Source organism: Pseudoalteromonas sp. L21, from assembly GCF_021728035.1.
GTDB lineage: Bacteria > Pseudomonadota > Gammaproteobacteria > Enterobacterales > Alteromonadaceae > Pseudoalteromonas > Pseudoalteromonas arabiensis.
The window spans coordinates 676,429-696,415 of record NZ_JAKKCV010000001.1; the positions used below are offsets into that span (position 1 = coordinate 676,429).

12 protein-coding genes and 1 tRNA gene are annotated in these 19,987 nt (G+C 42.3%); 3 read left to right on the plus strand and 10 right to left on the minus strand.

Going from position 1 to position 19,987, the window contains the following annotated elements; translation table 11 throughout:
* Positions 1-134: 134 nt before the first annotated feature.
* The gene (locus tag L3V41_RS03125) at positions 135-2,789 is read left to right on the plus strand and encodes a hybrid sensor histidine kinase/response regulator (RefSeq protein WP_237114371.1); all 2,655 of its coding nucleotides are present in this window, start codon (positions 135-137) and stop codon (positions 2,787-2,789) included.
* A 5-nt stretch (positions 2,790-2,794) separates the two neighbouring features.
* On the opposite strand, the gene rimI is transcribed toward L3V41_RS03125, so the two are convergent.
* From rimI to L3V41_RS03145, 4 genes are all read right to left on the minus strand, one after another.
* The gene (rimI, locus tag L3V41_RS03130) at positions 2,795-3,241 is read right to left on the minus strand and encodes a ribosomal protein S18-alanine N-acetyltransferase (RefSeq protein WP_062569562.1); all 447 of its coding nucleotides are present in this window, start codon (positions 3,239-3,241) and stop codon (positions 2,795-2,797) included.
* The gene (locus L3V41_RS03135; protein ID WP_193987716.1) at positions 3,228-3,530 is read right to left on the minus strand and encodes a hypothetical protein; all 303 of its coding nucleotides are present in this window, start codon (positions 3,528-3,530) and stop codon (positions 3,228-3,230) included. The genes rimI and L3V41_RS03135 overlap by 14 nt, the downstream gene beginning before the upstream one ends.
* A 68-nt stretch (positions 3,531-3,598) precedes the next feature.
* Positions 3,599-3,675, minus strand: a tRNA-Trp gene (locus tag L3V41_RS03140).
* A 185-nt stretch (positions 3,676-3,860) separates the two neighbouring features.
* Positions 3,861-4,763, minus strand: a complete 903-nt coding sequence (locus L3V41_RS03145; protein ID WP_062569560.1) for a LysR family transcriptional regulator — start codon at positions 4,761-4,763, stop codon at positions 3,861-3,863.
* A gap of 100 nt (positions 4,764-4,863) precedes the next feature.
* Here L3V41_RS03145 and L3V41_RS03150 point away from each other — a divergent pair, with 100 nt between their 5' ends.
* Positions 4,864-5,991, plus strand: coding sequence for an FAD-dependent oxidoreductase (locus tag L3V41_RS03150; RefSeq protein ID WP_062569559.1), 1,128 nt, complete (start codon positions 4,864-4,866; stop codon positions 5,989-5,991).
* Here the strand turns inward: L3V41_RS03150 and L3V41_RS03155 are convergent.
* The 4 genes from L3V41_RS03155 to guaB form a co-directional block, all read right to left on the minus strand.
* Positions 5,979-6,125, minus strand: coding sequence for a hypothetical protein (locus L3V41_RS03155; RefSeq protein ID WP_157066207.1), 147 nt, complete (start codon positions 6,123-6,125; stop codon positions 5,979-5,981). The genes L3V41_RS03150 and L3V41_RS03155 overlap by 13 nt on opposite strands.
* Positions 6,126-6,374: 249 nt before the next feature.
* A complete protein-coding gene (locus tag L3V41_RS03160; protein WP_237127150.1) occupies positions 6,375-11,462 on the minus strand; it encodes a hypothetical protein in 5,088 nt (1,695 codons plus the stop codon).
* A gap of 2,270 nt (positions 11,463-13,732) precedes the next feature.
* Positions 13,733-15,310, minus strand: a complete 1,578-nt coding sequence (gene guaA / locus L3V41_RS03165; RefSeq protein WP_062569557.1) for a glutamine-hydrolyzing GMP synthase — start codon at positions 15,308-15,310, stop codon at positions 13,733-13,735.
* Between the two features lie 101 nt (positions 15,311-15,411).
* Entirely contained in the window at positions 15,412-16,881 is a 1,470-nt protein-coding gene (guaB, locus tag L3V41_RS03170; protein ID WP_062569556.1) for an IMP dehydrogenase, read from the minus strand.
* Between the two features lie 117 nt (positions 16,882-16,998).
* Between guaB and xseA the strand changes: the two genes are divergently transcribed.
* Positions 16,999-18,351: an exodeoxyribonuclease VII large subunit gene (xseA, locus tag L3V41_RS03175; RefSeq protein ID WP_237114374.1), complete on the plus strand. Its 1,353-nt coding sequence runs from the start codon at positions 16,999-17,001 to the stop codon at positions 18,349-18,351.
* Here xseA and L3V41_RS03180 read toward each other — a convergent pair whose 3' ends face one another.
* Together L3V41_RS03180 and cysE are read right to left on the minus strand one after the other, a co-directional pair.
* Complete coding sequence (locus tag L3V41_RS03180) at positions 18,352-18,999, minus strand: hypothetical protein (RefSeq protein ID WP_237127151.1); 648 nt, start codon at positions 18,997-18,999, stop codon at positions 18,352-18,354. It lies immediately after the preceding gene.
* Between the two features lie 27 nt (positions 19,000-19,026).
* Positions 19,027-19,851, minus strand: a complete 825-nt coding sequence (gene cysE / locus L3V41_RS03185; RefSeq protein ID WP_062569554.1) for a serine O-acetyltransferase — start codon at positions 19,849-19,851, stop codon at positions 19,027-19,029.
* Positions 19,852-19,987 lie beyond the last annotated feature (136 nt).

The following is a 19,987-nucleotide window of genomic DNA, read 5'->3' on the forward strand; positions in this document are numbered from 1 at the left end:
GCCAAAAAAGCAGCGATTGTAAGTAATTATTCAACCTTTTTGTTGTTTTAGTTGTTCATCTTTTTCTAAGCTTGTGTAATCAAGTTGTAACGCATACTATTGGTAAATTACACGGAGGGAAATAAAGTTAGGTCATGAAAACCAGTAAACTCAGCATTCGATTATTATGGTATATCACGCCACTTGTGATATTACCTTTGTTATTTTTAGGCGGGTTTACGCTGACCAATGTAACTAACTCCACAAAAAAACAAGCTGAACTTATTGTCAGCCGCTTTGTTGAGCAACAACAACAAAAAATATTTAACTATATTGACTCCTTCCACTCGATCACCCGACTTTTATCAACATCCCCTGTGCTTGCTGATTTTTTAGCTCGCGATACAGACTCAAAAACCCAATATATTGAACATTTGGGTGAGTTAATGAATGTATTTGCAAGCTATTCGGAAGCCTATCCTGATATCGTAAGTATTAACTACTTAGCGCCAGATGGGACAAGTGATGCTTTCTATTCGAGTCAATTAACACCCGCTCCAAAAGAGTATCCATTTTTTAAACAAGTACAGCAGTCAAACTTACGACAACAACAGTTTATGATCCCAAAAGAGGATGGCTCCACCAGCCTGTATTTTGTGCATCCAATTTACAACATAGACTATTATTTGAAGCGCCCGCAGCAACTAGGCTTTATTGTTGTACATGTTGAGCCCTCGATTTTAAACACCAGCATCCTCGAAGCGCCTTTTAATAACACCTTAAATTTGTTTTTAACCACTAAAGGGCAAATTCTTTTTAGCTCTGACTATGATTTACGGGGTAGTTATTTAAGTGAATATGAACTAGAGCAAATTAAGAGTCTTGCTGACTATGGCAAACTTGCCAGTATTGAACTTTCTAGCATTGATAAAGAAGAGCGTATTATTTACGCAGTACAAATGACCGATGGTGATTACTTTGTATCAACCACACCTAAAAACCTTCTCTACCAGTCTGGCAAAGCGATTAGCCTGATCACCGCTTTAATTGTCATTATTTCAGTGATCGCTTTACCCATTCTTATTTATATTGTTGTTCGCAACCTACTCCTCACCCCTGTTGAGTTACTTGGTGAAGCGAGCCACCGTGTTGGGGATGGCGATTTATCCGTGTATCTGCCAGCCCATACAAACGATGAAGTCGGCGTGCTTTTCAACGACTTTAACCACATGGTGAATCAAATTCGTCATTATCAAGATGAGCTTGAAGAATATAAACATCACTTAGAAGAAAAGGTAGAAAGCCGTACAAAAGCCCTTGAAGCTATGAACAGCAAGCTTGAGGTGGCCATTGCGCAAGCTGAACAAGCAAACCAATTAAAAAGCCGCTTTTTAGCTAATATGAGTCATGAAATTCGTACACCACTCACCGCAATTATGGGTTTTACAGAGCAACTCTTACATAATAAAAATGCAGTCAATGATGAGCAGCACTTAAGCACCATTTTACGTAATTCAAAACACCTACTTGAACTGATTAATAACATTCTCGACTTGTCTAAAATTGAAGCCGAAAAACTGGCCGTAGAGTGTAGCCCCTGTCACGTTGTGCAGCTTGTACATGACATAGACTCAATTATTCGCCCTTTGGCGAATGAAAAACAACTGCAATTTGATATCGATTACAGTTTACCCATCCCCAAAATCATCAACAGCGACACTACTCGTTTAAAACAAATTTTGATCAATATTGCTAGTAACGCGGTGAAGTTTACTGAGCACGGCTCTATCTCTATTAGCATTTGTTACAACAGCAGCAAACAATTCTTAGAATTTGCAATTAAAGATACCGGTATTGGCATGTCTGAGCGTGAAGTCGAAAGGGTATTTAAGCCATTCGAACAAGCTGATGCGACGACAACTCGCCGCTTTGGTGGCACGGGACTTGGGTTATGTATTTCAAAGAATTTAGCGCAATTATTAGGGGGTGATGTGCACCTAATTAGTGAGCCTGGCAATGGAAGTTGTTTCACAATTCAAGTAGCTTGCCACCTAAATGCTAAACAATTACAGGATGACGCCTTTATCTATGACCATAAACAGCTTTCACCGGATAAAGACTTACTCTTATCATTTGCTGAAAATAACTTTGATGCCAGTATTTTGGTTGCTGAAGATAATCCCGATAATCAGTTACTGATCAAGCTATTATTGCAGACATGGGGGCTTGAGCCTGATATAGCCAAAAATGGCGCAGAAGCTGTAGAAATGGCATTAGTTAATGACTACCAACTAATTATAATGGATATGCAAATGCCTGTAATGGGTGGCTTAGAAGCGACCCAAATGCTTCGACACGCAGCCTATGATGGCCCTATCATTGCGTTAACAGCCAATGTCATGAAGACTGATGTAGACAGGTATATCAAAGCTGGCTGCAACGAAGCTTTAGCAAAACCCATTGACAAAAGTGCCCTAGAACAAGTTTTAGTTAGTTATTTAAATATAGAAAAAGACAGCCAGAATAAGTGGGAAAACTTACTAAAAAGTGATAAGTTTCAACAAATTAATGAAAATTACCGCTCAAAGTTACCAGATTATTTGGGTCAAGTTATTCAGCTTTATCGTGCTAAGGAATGGGAAGCACTGCGCTCATTAGCACACAGCTTAAAAGGCAGTGCGGGATGTTTTGGCTTTGAAGCTATTCATAAAACCGCAGGGCAACTTGAAAGCGCGCTACGTAGTAATGATACTGAGCAGGTTGATGCAAGCTATGAATCACTTATCAGTGCACTTGAAAACGCCGCCTAATGGGCTTAAAAACGCAGCGTTAACCCCATTAAAATTGCGTTTTCATTGCCTGTTGCAGTTGGGTAGTAATTTTTTCGCACTGACATATGTGAGAAGCCCGCACGTTCATATAAAGCAATCGCACGATTGTTAGATTCGCGTACTTCCAAAAATAGGTTCTCAGCTTCATGCTGTTCGCCATACTCAATAAACGCCGCTAGTAATTGCCTTGCTATTCCCTGCCCTTGGTATTTAGGTGCAACACAAATATCCATCAAGGTGTAATCAGGGCCTGCCTTCTCACCGATATAGAAACCCAGCATGTCGTCGCCTTGAAAAGCAGCAAGATTAAAATAACGACCCGCTAAACACGATAACATGGTTTTTTCTGTCCACGGATGACTATGACAGGCATTTTCAATGACCATTAGCTGTGCAATATCATTTGCATCAACAGCTCTAAAGTTTATCAAGTTGTTCACCAATTAAAGACCAAAGTTGCTTTTTCTGCTCATTAGTGAGCTTATCGCTTGGCAAGCTTAAACAGCCCTCTTGCCAACTTATACTGGTAGCCTTAACAATCTGCGTTATTACTAAAGGAGACAACGCTTTTTCAAGATCTTGATGAAGCTGTAACGGAAGCGTTATGGGTGTTTGTTGAGGCGTAGATATGTGTTCAAGCGGAGCGTCAGACACAGTTTGAAAGTGTTGATTTAACTCTAAAGGTTGTACAGAAAATATCGCAGCGTAACTTGGGTTCATAACGACTCAATCATGATTAAGAGCAAGTAATATAAGAAGATTTGCGATTAAAGTAAAGTAGGAAGAAATGGCAGGGGCGGAGAGATTCGAACTCCCAACCGTCGGTTTTGGAGACCGCTGTTCTACCAATTGGAACTACGCCCCTGCAATGACGGTGAATTATATAGAGCTTTTTATAAAGGTAAAGTAAAAAAACACGATTTGCAGTTCAATTGCTTTCAAAATAAACAAAACGGCGAATTAGCAAGCTAACAAAGCTCTTTTTAAACATACCCAAGCTATCTGCAAAAAGTAAAAGAGCCAAACACAGTTATAATCATTTAAAGCACTTCATTCGCTTGAAAGATAATGTTGCTGAATAACAAGTTGAAGGTACTCAATAAATGCTTTTACTTTTTTGAACGGATATCTACGCCCAGAATAAAAAGCATACAAAACCAAATCTTCAGGCTCATCAGCTAAGGAATCTATTTTTGTTAACAGCCCTTCTTCTAGCTCTTGTCTGCACGCTTCAAAAGGAAGTATCGCAAAACCTAACCCTTTGAGTGCAGCAGACTTTGCCATATGCCCACTATTTACTTTATAACGGGATGCAACATTAACTGTGCCTGCTCGTTTGAATTTCCATGGCATTCCTTGTAAGACTGATAAACTTGTAATACAGGGAAGCTTACCAAGTTCAGTCGTTGAATTTGGTTTAGGATGTTTATCTAGTAAAAAAGGAGAAGCTACGACACAACTTGGCCAACGCACTAGCTCTTTTGCAACCCATCCAGAATCCTCCACAGGGCCTCGTCCAAAACGTATCACTATATCAAACCCTTCTAATAGCCCCTCTTCGGGATTAAGCTGAGTATCACAACTTAACTGAATGTTAGGGTGTTTATAACAAAACTCAGCCATAGCCTCTGCCAAAAACGGTAAATCAGGTGTAATGACTTTTAAATGCCCCGAAACTAAATCACTATTTTGATAGGTTTCTTGTAAAACATCCCCCATCGCAACAAGCAGCGGAGTTAAGTTTTGATAAAGAAGTTCTCCCGCTTCTGTCGCGACCATTTTTCGTGTTGTACGTTCCAATAGCCGTACATTCAACGCGTGTTCTAAAAGTGCAACATGACGGCTCACATTTGATTTGGGAATTTGGCACAGCTCTGCGGCCCGCTTAAAACTTAATTGTTCAAATACCTTCTGGAAGCTAAGAAGCCACTGTAATTCAATATTGTTTAGCAAAACTATCTCATCAAATGGGATTTACAAACCAAAACTACCATATTTATCCTATTTATTGGACCAGTAATAATCATTTTTTTCTTAAACTGGGAAGATTTAAATGAGTTCAATTAAAAATATAGCCATTATAGGTGCAGGTGTTGCAGGCCTTGCGTTAGCGATATTTGCAAGAAAACAAGGTATCAAGGTTACCTTATTCGAAAGAAACACCAGCTTTTCTACAATCGGTGCTGGCGTTACGTTATGGCCTAATGCGACTTTTGTGCTTGAGCAGCTAGGTCTAATAGATGATTTCACCCAGTGTGGGGGTCAGCCAGTTGCTATGCGACAGTACGACAAACAAGCCACTCAATTGGGTGAGTTTAATATTCAAACACTAAACTCTCTGTGCGGCTTTCCAACTATTAGCATATTACGTCGTGACTTAATAAAGATACTCGCCGAGCGACTAGAGAAACTGGGTGCCACTATTCACTTCAACCAAGCCGTCAATACTCAGGACATTGCGCAATTAAAAGATAAGTTTGATCTTGTAGTAGGCTGCGATGGACGAATGCAATCGAAAGCTCGAGAGTATCTGTATAAAGTGCCTATGCCAACTAAATACCAAGGCTTCATTAATATAATTGGTACCAGTGAAATTGATCTGACCCCTTTTGAGCAGACAATTCATGACTTTAGAGTTAATAATGAACGCTTTGGTATAGTACCTGTAGCAAACCAACATTGTTACTGGGCTGCTGCATGGCCTAGTAACCTTGATAAAACGAAACCAATGGAGCAGTGGTTTGAAGAAATGCATGAGCGTTTTCAAGATTGGCCTAAAAAAGTTCAACAGGTACTTAATAGTTATAATCCACGCAGTTTAAAACGCATATTTGTACATGATATCGACCCACTTCCCTATTGGCACAAGGAGAATCTCATTATTATCGGAGATGCTGCACATGCTTCCTTACCCACATCGGGGCAAGGTGCTAGCCAAGCGCTTGAAGATGCTTGGCATCTAGCTCAATTATTTAAGACCGAATTTAGCCTCAATGTTATTTTGAAGAAGTTTTATGAAACTCGTATTCATAAAACCTCCAGCGCCCAAAACATGGGTAGACTAATAGCTCAGCATATCTTTCAACAATCATCTAATTCGGCCACAGATGCACCAAGTATATCCGCAGAAGAGCTCAGTCAACTCTATATGCAAGGACTAGACTTAACTCATACCAAATGATAACCGTCTAAATAACAAAAACCCGCTTCAAAAAAGCGGGCTTTGGCCCAAGTAGAAAATTCTGTCATATCACGACGAAGTTCTTGTTTCTCTTTAATACTAAGCCTCCACGGAGCAGAAGTGGTTCTATCCACCTTGTGTCGCCAACTTGTCGCTGTACATTTTAGATAGCGCATCAAAACATTGGTTACCAGCAAGAAGCCTCAAAGGGTTCATATATCCACTATTACAATCGATACCGTCCCATCGATATATTGGAGACGATAATTCTGTTTAGGCCGTGAATCGGCTTAACTTACTGTCGGGAATTAGTTGACCGCTACAAAGCTCGAGATAAAACCCCACACTCTCTGATGTGTGGGGAACTTTATGTAATAGGCTATTTACATAGCAGGTTGAATGCCGTTAGGGCAAGCACCTGGTGAGCCTGTGCCTGGAATAGTGGCCGGCACTGTTGGCACTGGGTAATCGCTCTCTAGTAATTGTATGGAATTGTGGTTGACTGCCGGTACGGTTTCAATATTACACCCGCGAGCGCCACCTGAATCGAAGCCACCACCGACTTTACCTTTACAAATGAAGGAGCAACTAAAGTGCGCATCTTGTAAATCGTGCACGTTATACTGCTGACAGCCAACAGCGGGGTCAGTGCCAACGGAAATGAGTTTACCTAACCATGCAGGGTTTTTTGCCCGACTCTCCAACTCTTTATTCACTGTTTCAGCGGTGGCACATCGACGTGTCACATAACGTGATCCATCAATGAGGTTTTCGACATCATTGATGCAATATTGATATTTGTAAAACTCAGCGGAAGCCAATGATTCAGGATTACCAGCAGCATCAGAGCCACAAACAGCAGTCTTGTGCGAGCGCTCGCAGATAAATTTCGGTCCACGGCACACATCGCATGATACTGGTGATGTCGGTGTTGGGTTAACCGCATCTCCTCCACGGCTGTTTTTGATAGGCAAGGTGGCGCTGACCGTTTGACCTTTAGTATCAGTGACCGTCAGCGTAATATCCCCTCCGATATAGGTGCATTCACTCGCAGGTTTGCTAATGGTTGCCGTTGGGTTGTCGGTTGTTTCACCACTTAGCACCACGCCTTTGGCTGGCGGTGTCCAGCTATAGGTGTAGGGTGGTGTGCCACCGGTAATTACCGGTGCATGCAAACTTACTAACTTATCGATACCATTTAGCGAAGTCAGATCCGCGTTTATGCTTTTAAGTGCGGCTGTCAGTTTGCGACTGTCGACTAACGGTAAAGTTGCCGGAGCTGCTGGTTTGATCAGCACTGTATAACTTTGGTTGCCAGCCTGATAATGACCTGGCGTATCACCAGCTACTATGTCGAGTTTATAGGTACCAGCAGTGCCTGTTTGCGGGTTGATGCTGATGGTAGCTGCATTTAGAGGAGCGAAGGTATCGGCTGGCGCGGTACTCGGCGTAACGGTCCACGAAATAGTCGTTGGCGTTATCGGTGCAGAACCTACGCTGCTTATAAAATCTACAGTAACATCTAACTTTGGATCACCTTCAGTTAAGGTTATGTCTGTTGCACTTTTTGGCATTACAACAATAGTCGGTTCATAAACCACGACATTTATCATGTCTTGCTGCGAAGCACCACCTACTATTGGCATCCCGACCACAGTAAAAGTGAGCGTTGTATCGCTCGTCACATCAGGTGCCGTAAATGAGGCGTTATATTGATTGGCACCACTTAGCGCAACTATTGGTATTCCTGCCGTTTGCGTCCATTGATAACTGGCGAGACTGCTGCCCGTTGCATTTAGAATAACTGTTTGCCCTGCGCGCACGCGCAGATCAGCACCAGCACTAATACTAGGCGCAGCCAATACTTCCACCATCGCCGTTTGTGATACTTTATTACCTGTTCCTTGTGCGGCAAAAGTGAAGATATATTGGTTCTCGTTTCCATAGGCTGGAGCGATAAAGGTACTGGTTAAACTGCGAACATCGCCCTTGACGCTGCTATTGCTGAGCGTAATGGTACTGGCCGCCGTAGGAAGTTGGCTCCACGTTAAACTTTGCACCGTTGCAGGGCTGCTTGAGTCTGCATCGATCACCGTACCGACTAAACTAACGATTTGTCCTTCATTGACATAAAGAACAGGAGTAACATGTGCCGATATATCGGGCTGGCCTTGCACTGTAACTGTTACTTGGTCTTTTTTGACTCGACCATTACTAGTAACCGAGAGTTCAAATACCAGGTCTTCGCTGGTGCCCGCAGCTTTAGCTGGAGAGGTAAATGATGCATTCAAAGTATTTGCATTTTTTAAAGGGGTGACATCTGAGCCTGAAATCTGCGTCCAAGTATAAACTGGTTCATTGGCATGTTGCACACTGCCGTGCAACTGTACATCACTTAAACTTTCAGCAATAGAAAAATCATTACCAGCGCTGACCAGTAAAGGTAAAGCGGGTACGGTCACGACAACGCTATCTTTAGCCGTATTACCCAAACTGTCGATTACCGTCAGGTTGTAGTTAAGCTCTACTTCATGGGTCAGAGACGGCGCGATAAATGATGGGTTCGCATCACTGATACTGCTTAGTGCGGCATTCGTATCATCTGTCCAACTATAGGTGTAGGGCGGTTTCCCTCCTGCAACATTCGCATTTAAGTACCCCGTTTGTGTGGGTGATAAATCAAAGTCGGCGCCCAAGTCGACACTCATGTGGCGATCTTGAATGGTCACTGCAACCGTGGCGGTAGCCGCATTGACCGAATCCGTTGCCGTAACTTGCAGTTTGATCGTAGTATCAGCATCCACATTGGGAAGGTCTAAGCTTGCATTCGCTGAGGATCCGTTGATAATGTTTGTTGTCGTCAGTGATGTTGTGCCGGCATCAGCAAGAGTCCATGCATAGCTTACCGCACCATCGGCATCTTTAGCCGATGCCAATAAATTGAGGGTATTACCTTCAGCCAATGTGCGTGTTGCTGCACCAGCTGTTACTTGCAAAGCATTGTTCACATGGTAAGTGACACTATCGGTAGCAGAGCCGTTAGCCGTATCATTTACTGTCACTTCAAGGGTCACAGTAGCAGGGCCATTCGGTGCGATAAAGCTTGGAGTAGCGGTGTTTGGATCTGTAAGGCTAATGCCTATACTAGTGGTTTCTACCCATAAATAACTGAGTGAACCAAAGGTGTTGCCAAGACTGACTCTCGGCTTCACTGTCTCATTTGCAGTTACGGTCGCATCATTAGAGGCGGTTACCATTAACGGCAACTTCGGTGGTGCGACTACTGGATCAACTGTCACAGTCATTTGTGCTTTTGCTACGGCTGACCCATCGCTCACTTCGACTTCTATTACAATATCTTGATGGCCGCTCACACTAGGAGCAGTGAAACTTGGCGAATCCGTTTTATCATCTGCAATCGTAATGGTTGGGCCACTTAATTGCGCCCACTGATAGTTTAAGGGACCACTGGCGTTCATCACTGTCGTTTTAGGGTGCACCACATGACCACTGTATACGCTTTCATGCCCAGCCATACTGAGCGCAAGTGTGGGTCTGCTTGGCGCATTAACAGGTACTGCCTGAAACTGAGTATCAGTAGTTTTAGTAATCACTTTACCTTCAGGTGAGGTATAGGTAATGGTTGCCTGAAGCTTAATGTTGGTATTACTGCTTACTGATGGCGCATTAATGATGGGCTGAGCTGTATTGTCACCAGCAATTATCAAGTCATTAGGTTTTGGATTTGGCTCAATCACCGTCCATAGGTAAGAAAGAGATGCCCCGTTATCTAAAGGGGGGACATGGATATCGATGCTTGGTTTAAAAGTTTTGCCGGATTCTACCTGAACGGGAGCTGCTGTACTGACTCCAGGGCCTGTTGCCAAGTGACTACCTATTTGGTTTTGATGAGGTGCCAGCTTAAATACAGGTTTAGCGGTATAAAGTAGCGAATCGGAAACAGTATTGGTGCCATCTGTCACAGTAACATTGACTCTAATACCTGTTTCTGAATTGACATTAGGCACAACAAACACAGGGTGCTCTGTTGTCGCATCTGTAAAGGCAACATCGCTACTCTCCCACAATACTGATACACGATCAAGCGTACCGGTGATAGTTGCTGCAGGATATACAAAATCCCCTTCTTCAACTAAACAGTTGGTGGTGCAGCCCTTTGGTTTAATAATCTGTACCGACAAAGGCGCAGTTGCCTTCACTTGAATATCGTGTGTAATACTCACTTGATGGCCATCGGCATCAGTTACTTGTACTACCCATTGAAAATCGGTGTCGGTTGTAACCTCTGGCGGCGTAACCTCGGTAGTTTTTCCATTAACACTACTTATCATAGCGTCTGGACCTTTTGTTTGCGTCCATTTATAGGTAAAAGGCCCTTTGCCACCATTAACCTCGGCAGTCAAACTAACAGAACCATGACCATTGTATACTTGATGCTTAGCACCTTGCTGAGGCTGTAAAGGTCCAGGCTTTATTTCTACTTGCTGTGTCTGTGATGTGCTTTTTCCGCTACTAATTTCAGTGGCTGTTACTTTAAATTCAAGTTTTCCCGGCTGCTTGGGCGCAACGAAAGATGTGGTTTGGCTGGCACTGTCTATTAAGTCTACTGTGGTACCGCTCACTTGCTGCCATTCATAGGTGAAGCTTCCACCGCCACCAGACTTTTCGGCTTTTGCTGTTAAGTGGACTGTTTGCCCTGAAGTGCTTTGCTTAACTGTATGTGACGATTGAGAGTTTGCATCAACTTTGCCCGTTCCAGTATTAACCTGGTTAACAAAGCTGATGCCCCTTGGCTTAACCGTGAGAACCACAATCGTATCAAACAACAAGCCGCTGGTGTCTTCAGTTTGTGCTGAGAAAAATAACTCTGTGTCCTGAAAAACATTAGGTGCTGTAACCTCAACTCGATTATCTATTTGTTGCCAAGATACTGTTTGTTCACTTAATAGTTCCCAACTTATCTCTTTGTCACTATCAACCAACCCATTAACCGTATAAGCCGCATTTAAAATGACCTTGTGTTCAGAAGAAACTTCCGTTGGGCCTGTAACCTCTAATGACTCAACATCTCCAATAACGTCAACCGGTGAGGTAATGTCTATGGTGATATCCTTGCTTAGCGACATACCTGAGAACCTAGCTGTTACACGAATACTAGCTTGCTCAATATTTGACGGTGCTACAAAGAACCCTTGGTTACTATTACTAACTAAGCCAAGTGGTAATACACTCTCTTCCATCCAAAGGTAACTCGCGCCATCAATATTTTGTCCATTTTGTTGTAACTGAACCTCAATCACTGCAGATTGACCCACTTCTACGGATAAAGGCGCTCGGACCAACTCAATTGTAAATTCTTTACTTGTACCTGATGACACTGAGGTTCGGTCACAGGCCACTAGAAAGAATAGCATTAAAAGTAAACCAAAACCTTGACTAGGCAATTTCATAAGTAACAGTATCCGTATCATAAAAAAGATAGAAAGTTTTAAGATTATTTAAGCCTAAAAAGCATAACCACACTTAAAACTTCGATAACCTAAATTGATACTAGACTCAAAATTAAAACTCTGCAATTTGTCCCTTTTTCATGAATCAAAAGAACACGATCTTACTGTTAAATTCAGTCCTGTTCTCGCAGTTCAGCTTATTAGGGTTGCCACACTCTTAGATAAACTAGCCTTGGAGTCTTGTGATGTGCCTGCCACTGGTGGTTACAGAAACCAACTGACCGACTATTCCAGCGAGTAATTATCCACCACATCCCCTCCAAAAGTGCCTACCATTACTAAGCTGGTATGACACAAATTCCATAGACCAACGTTGATTTAACACTATTGTCTTAGCTCTTTGCGTTTCTTCACACCCGCCCTCTTCAGTGTCGAGGCGATAGGCTTGCTTTTAGCTCTGAATCCAGCATTTTCCTTTGAGCAAATCCTGTAACATAAGCTACCCACACTGGGGATATTTAATCGCCAGCGACTGAGCCCAACAAACTTATAAGCCACACATTCAGTGTACCAACAGGCACACCGATTAATTGAAGAACGTTCCACCGCTACCACACCTGATATATCAGTGACGGTACATCCAGATGTCAAAAAAGAATCGTATGTAAACGACTATGATCATCTTTATCTATGGTTTTATATGTATTTTTATATTCGAAGTCTCTCGGAGCTGATCGGTAATGTTATAATCATAGCCTAGGCTCGATTTGGTTAAGTCAGTTGCGTTGACGATCAGGACGAGCGAGTCGAGTTACCTACTATTCTAAAAACTCTGTGTTTTACATTTAGGAATGATTAGTTAGCCAAACGAGTATAAGTAAAGTACTAAGAGAACTTTACAGGCTAATTAAAAATTATTTTAGCCTTTATAAAGTGTTAAATAAAACTGACTAGATATAATTAAATTTAAAGTAATTATTTTCGAAAATAGTTCTAAATATGTGTAACCTTGAAGAAAAGTGATGCTTAAAACCATTTCGATTTATTTTTAATCTTGTCTTAACTCAGCACCATAAAATACCCGCTACCTTACTCGCTTTATGTATTAGAGTTTTTACCCTTAGCAGAACAGCTTAATAGGTGAAAGGGCTCGAAGCTCGCAAAGACTAGGAGCTATTAATAGACATCAGCCTAAAAAGCCAATGACGCATAAGCGTATTTTAATCTATCTGATATATAGTCGTTCAAACCCTATCTGATAATTCCTTGTTTTTAATTGCTGCCTATACAACTAAGTTCTTACTACTCGTCGACGTTTTAGTTCAGCTTTGGCTTAACGTCTGAGCCCACTTTTTCTTCAGCAATTAACGGTCGTGAAACTGAACTTACTCTGCTTAGTTACCATTTTGCTTTTGATTCGATTTTTTTATAGCTCATTGATATTAAAGTATTTCCAATCAGTAGAGCACATTATAAATAATCAAGAATGCTACAGCACAAAAGACAGTATTATATTACTTTATTACTTTATCACTTTAAAACTTTTCTGTTAGCTACCACTTTTGCACTCTATCTAACGGTCAAATTTCCCAAGAGATATCAACTCCAGTTCAGCTTCTGATTTAATCTGTATTTATGTGACACTCAAATTATTGTTAGTCAATACACTATTCAAAGGTACTTCCGTATCTAACAGCTTTAAGCTTACCTATTTTATGAATATCCATCGCGCTTTGAATCATATTTTACGCTCAAAATAACAATTTTCATCATTTCCATGTTAACCATATCACTTACCCCATTCTAAGTTGTTATACAACGCTTCTTAAAAATCGCTCGGTGAGTTAGCAGAAGGTCGAGAAAATATAGGTGATTACCTTCTTCAAGACGAGTAAAATTTGCAGGGCGTTTTCTTGGTTGATGAACTGTAGAGCGGCTAGTTAGATCGGTACACCATCACTGACTACGTACGGCGACCAAAGGGCCAGCGTCTTATTTTGTCGATTTGATCGACCGATCCATCATAAACTCGCCCTACCATCTTCAACCTATTTTGGAATACCTCCATTTTGTCAGCAATGACTTTCATCTTCAGGCAGTGCCCAGTGTTACGCAGCCACAGCCCTAAAAATAGAAGCCAGCACTACAACGAAAACTAATATCTCCGCAAGGTTTTTTAGGAAAGTAAAAATTCATTAAAAAGGCCAGTCAGAAATACTGACTGGCCTTTTTTATCTAACAGAAACTAGATTAGGTTTTTACAACCAAGTCTACTCCCACTCGATTGTTGCCGGTGGCTTACCTGAAATATCGTAAACAACACGTGAAATACCATCGATTTCGTTGATGATACGGTTAGAAACCACACCTAGGAACTCGTAAGGTAAGTGTGACCAACGTGCCGTCATAAAGTCGATTGTCTCTACACAGCGTAGCGATACAACCCAGTCGTATTTACGTGCATCACCCATTACACCTACCGATTTAACTGGTAAGAATACAGTGAAGGCTTGACTTACTTTGTGGTAAAGCTCTGCTTTGTGTAGCTCTTCAATGAAGATAGCATCTGCGCGACGTAGTAAGTCACAGTACTCTTTCTTGATTTCACCAAGTACACGAACACCTAAACCAGGACCTGGGAATGGGTGACGGTAAAGCATGTCGTAAGGTAGACCAAGCTCAAGACCAATTTTACGCACTTCATCTTTGAATAGCTCACGTAACGGCTCTACTAGACCCATTTCCATGTCGTCTGGTAAACCACCTACGTTGTGGTGAGACTTGATTACGTGTGCTTTACCTGTTGCTGATGCAGCAGATTCGATAACATCTGGGTAGATAGTACCTTGACCTAACCATTTAGCGCTTTTCAGCTTTTTAGCTTGCTCGTCAAATACTTTAATGAAGGTATGACCAATCGCTTTGCGCTTATCTTCTGGGTCTGACTTACCTGCTAAGTCTGCTAAGAATTGATCTTCAGCATCAACCTTAACAATGTTTAGGCCAAACTTGTTGCCAAACATGTCCATAACTTGCTGACCTTCGTTTAGACGAAGTAGCCCGTTATCAACGAATACACATGTTAGCTTGTCGCCAATTGCACGGTGAATAAGCATTGCAACAACAGATGAATCAACACCACCTGATAAACCTAAGATAACTTCGTCATCACCTACAGTTTGTTTGATACGCTCAATCGCATCGTCGATGATTTTAGCCGGAGTCCATAGCTTTTCACAGCCACAGATATCAATCGCAAAACGCTCAAGTAAACGTTGACCTTGATGCGTGTGAGTTACTTCTGGGTGGAACTGCACGCCGTAGAAGCGCTTTTCTTCCCAAGACATTGCAGCATGTGGGCATGTAGACGTTTTAGCCGTTGTTTTGAAAGTCTCTGGTACTTCCATTACTTTATCGCCGTGGCTCATCCAAACGTCTAGTACGCCTGCACCGCCATCAGTAATGTGGTCTTCGATAGCGTCGAATAACGCACAATCACCTACTTTTTCAACCTGCGCATAACCAAACTCTTTCTTATCAGAGCTGTGTACGCTACCACCTAGTTGCGTTGCCATTGTTTGCATGCCGTAACAAATACCAAGTACTGGCACGCCTGCGTTAAATACATACTCAGGAGCACGTGGGCTGTTTTCAAGTGTTGTAGACTCAGGACCACCCGACAAAATAATACCTTGTGGATTAAATTCGCGGATTTGCTCTTCAGTTACATCCCATGCCCATAGCTCACAGTAAACACCAATCTCACGTATACGACGTGCGATTAACTGTGTGTATTGCGAACCAAAATCTAAAATGAGAATTCGTGAATCGTGAATGTCTTTGCTCATGGAGTATCTCGTTAGTCAGGAACTGCTCTCCCAAAGGGAGATGATAAATAAATTAGGGCTAGCAAATGCTAGCCCATTGTAATTTCAATACCTTAAGGTAATTAACCTAAGCGGTAGTTTGGCGCTTCTTTAGTGATTTGCACATCGTGAACGTGTGATTCACCCATACCAGCTGAAGTAACACGAACAAATTGAGGTTTAGTATTTAACTCTTCAATTGTTGCACAGCCAGTTAAGCCCATTGCACTGCGAAGACCGCCCACTTGTTGATGGATGATTGTCGCAATAGGGCCTTTATAAGCAACACGGCCTTCGATACCTTCAGGAACAAGCTTGTCTGCTTCGTTCGATTTTTGGAAGTAGCGGTCTGATGAACCTTCTTTTTGGTCCATAGCGCCAAGGCTACCCATACCACGGTAAGACTTGTAGTAACGACCTTGATATAGCTCAACTTCACCCGGTGCTTCTTCAGTACCTGCTAACATTGAACCCACCATCACACATGATGCACCTGCAACAAGTGCTTTTACGATGTCACCTGAGAAACGAATACCACCGTCAGCAATAACAGGGATATCACGGCCTTTTAAGCCTTCAACTGCATCAGAAATAGCAGTGATTTGTGGAACACCACAACCTGTTACGATACGAGTAGTACAGATAGAACCAGGACCAATACCCACTTTAACAGCGTCAACACCCGCATCAGCAAGGGCAATCGCACCTTCAGCTGTTGCAACATTACCTGCTACGATTTGTAGATCTGGGTATGCTTGACGTGTTTGAGCAACACGGTCGATAACACCTTGTGAGTGGCCATGTGATGTATCGATAAGTAATACATCAACACCTGCTTCAACAAGGGCTGCGATACGCTCGTCAGTACCTGCGCCAACACCAACAGCGGCACCTACACGTAGACGACCTTGCTCGTCTTTACATGCGTTTGGTTTGTCTTGTGCTTTTTGATAATCTTTTACAGTGATCATGCCTTTAAGTTTAAAAGCATCATCAACTACGAGAATTTTTTCGATACGGTGCTCGTGCATTAGACCTAAGATTTCATCACGGTCTGCACCTTCTTTAACAGTCACTAACGATTCTTTTTTCGTCATAACGGTAGAAACAGGTTGCTCAAGTTTGGTTTCAAAGCGCATATCACGGCTTGTAACAATACCCACTAGGTTATTATCACCATCCGTCACAGGGAAACCTGAAAAACCTTTATCTTCTGCTAATGCTATGGCATCAGCAATTGTTAGATCCGCAGTCACAGTAACAGGGAAAGAAACAATGCCTGCTTCGTACGTTTTAACTTTACGTACGTTTTTAGCTTGCTCTTCAATTGTCATGTTTTTGTGGATGAAACCTAAACCGCCCTCTTGCGCTAGCGCAATCGCTAAACGAGCTTCTGTTACAGTATCCATAGATGCTGAAACTAGCGGCAAGTTAAGATTGATACCACGCGTTAAGCGAGTTGAAATATTTGCCGTGTGTGGCAAAACAGTAGAATGACCTGGTACTAGTAGTACGTCGTCAAAGGTAAGAGCTTCTTTAGCAATTCTAAGCATATTGGCAACTTCTCACATGTGGATCTGAGTATAAGGAATTGCGGCCAAATTTTATCAGCGTTCTAAACCCGAGTAAATAAAATTGTGCAATTATTTATGATAAAGTAGCCTTAGTTTATGGCAAAGAGATTAAATTTAGCTGCAATGGGTAATTCACAAGACATTTATACCGTATCACGCCTTAATAAAGAGATCCGAAGTGTGCTAGAACGCGGCTTTTCTTCTTTAGTGTTAAGTGGTGAAATTTCAAACTTTATTGCGCCTGCTTCAGGGCATTGGTATTTCACATTAAAAGACGATCGCGCACAAGTAAAAGCAGCTATGTGGCGCGGTAATAATCGTGGCCAAACATTTCGCCCAACGAATGGCGCACAAGTCACTGTGCGTGCCCGTGTATCTTTGTATGAACCGCGTGGTGATTATCAACTCATTGTTGAACATATGGCACCAGCTGGTGAAGGCTTATTAAAACAAGAGTTCGATGCGCTTAAAATGCGCCTTGCCGCCGAAGGCCTGTTTAGCTCAGCTTATAAAAAACCATTGCCAACACATATCAATCGCGTTGGCGTGATTACCTCGGCCACAGGTGCGGCCATTCGCGATATTTTAACCGTCTTGAAACGCCGTGCTCCCCAACTTGAAGTGGTGATTTATCCGGCCATGGTGCAAGGCGCTGATGCTCACAGCCAATTAATAGAAAAAATAAACATCGCCAATCAACGTAACGAAGTGGATGTACTGATATTGGGTCGTGGTGGTGGTTCATTAGAAGATTTATGGTGTTTTAACCATGAATTACTCGCACGCGCCATTTATGCCAGCAACCTGCCTATTGTCAGTGCTGTGGGTCATGAAGTAGACACCACTATCAGTGACTACGTTGCAGATATACGCGCAGCCACACCTTCTGCAGCAGCCGAGTTGGTCAGTCCAAATAGTGAAGAGTTACATAGCAGAGTAAATCAGCTTGTTAGGCATTTAAATCATGCCTTTAAACACGCGTTGGCAGTTAAACGTACTACAGCGACGCAATTTGAGCATCGCTTACAACTGTGTCACCCACGAAATCAACTCAATCAGCAGGCACAAAAGCTGGATGAATTGGGCCTTGCTTTACATCGTGCTATGCAAAGTACAATTCAGCGCCATGAGCGAGTACTTGGCAACCTTACTCCTCGTTTAATGCAAAGCTCACCAGAAAAGCAACTTACTCGCTATGAGCACTTGCTTACCCAGCTGCAAGGTCGTTTAACACAAGCTATACAGCACCAATTTACAACATCCCGTAATCATCTATCACTGCAGGCGAGCCGCTTAGATTCAGTCAGTCCACTAAGTGTATTAGCGCGTGGTTATAGCATTACTAAAAACAAACAAGGTCAGGTGGTGAAATCAGTGTCACAGGTTAATAGCGGAGAATTGCTCACCACCGAATTGGCAGATGGCCAGTTGCAATCAAAAGTGGTTTGATTAATCTGTACTTACAACGATGACTAGCTCATCGTCACTCGAAGTGGTGGAAGTGTATTTGAACTGTTTCCACCAGCTTTGCAGCATTAAATCATCTGTTATGTTTCGCCAATAATGCTCAGGAAGTACTGTAACGTCATCTGGGCGTTGTAACTTAAACTGACAAACTGAACTTTTACACTTAGAAACGCTGACATTTGGCTGTATAGGTAAGTCAGCCATAATTAAAAAGTCACTCATAGCTGTTTCAACTTGATAGGCCCATGTTTCATTGCGTTCTTGCTGTGCTAAAAGCGTATAAAGCTGATCAAGGTGGGAGTCTATTTCATCGGATGTAAGTGCGTTAGTGCGATAACGTGCAATCACAGCCTGCTGGCTCTCGACTTGTAATTCAAGCTCGGCAATTTGCTGCTTAAGCGCTTCTTGAGTTAATTCTTCAGGTGAAGTTTGATGCCCAACATTAGAAACTCCGCTCACACTAATAGGTGCAACTGGCGCTGCCTGCTCTGAAATAGCCGGCTCTATAACACTTATTTGCGCCCGCTCTGAAATCGGCACAACGGTGTTATTAGTTTGAAGCATAAACATGATGATAGCGCCACAAATAAATGACGCTACAATCGACAAACCAAAGGCTAATTTAGACAAGGTTCTTTTGCTCTTTATTGTAAAGAACTACAGCATTGCACTGGTATGAGATGCATTGCTTGCGCTTGTGGTGCTGTCATCCAGAAAGTTTTGATTCATACTTTCCGCTGGACAAGGACAGCTCGGTTTACCCACCACTTTAGCAGGTACCCCAACAACGGTTGTATGTGCTGGAACAGGGCTTAATACCACAGAGTTTGCACCTATGCGTGCGCCCTCTCCTACTTCGATGTTACCCAACACTTTCGCACCGGCACCAATCAACACACCCGCGCGAATTTTAGGATGGCGATCACCTTGTTCGTTACCCGTACCACCTAAAGTAACCGATTGAAGAATCGATACATTATCTTCAATAACCGCTGTTTCACCAATTACAATCCCAGTTGCATGGTCAAACATAATACCATGACCCACTTTACAAGCAGGGTGAATATCAACACCAAATACCTCAGAAGTTCTACTTTGAATAAAGCGAGCAAGTTCTTTTCGATTCTGTAACCAAAGGCAGTTTGCAAGTCGGTGTGCTTGTATTGCATGAAAGCCCTTTAAGTTAAGTATCACCGTTAAGTAACTATCTGCGGCAGGGTCACGATCTTTTACTGCTTTTATATCATGAGCGACATGGGTCAACATCAAATCACACTTAACAAAGGCCTGGTCAAACAATTCGCGAATTGTGAATGCTGAAACCACTGCATCCGCCAACTTATTAGCAACAATAAAACTTAGCGCCGAACCTAAGCACTCATGATTTAACACACACGAATAGACGTGACTTGCTAAAAGAGGTTCACGAGTAACGACTTCGTTTGCTTCTTCGCGAAGCTTTTGCCAAATTTCATGACGCATAATTTTGCCTTTCTGGTTATACCTAACTGCTATTACTTAAGTTTAACGGATTTGTAGCAAGATGTACTAACCCGTTGTTTATTTGTTCTGGTTATATCTAATAACCAGAGCGTCATCGTTATTTGCTATTAAACAT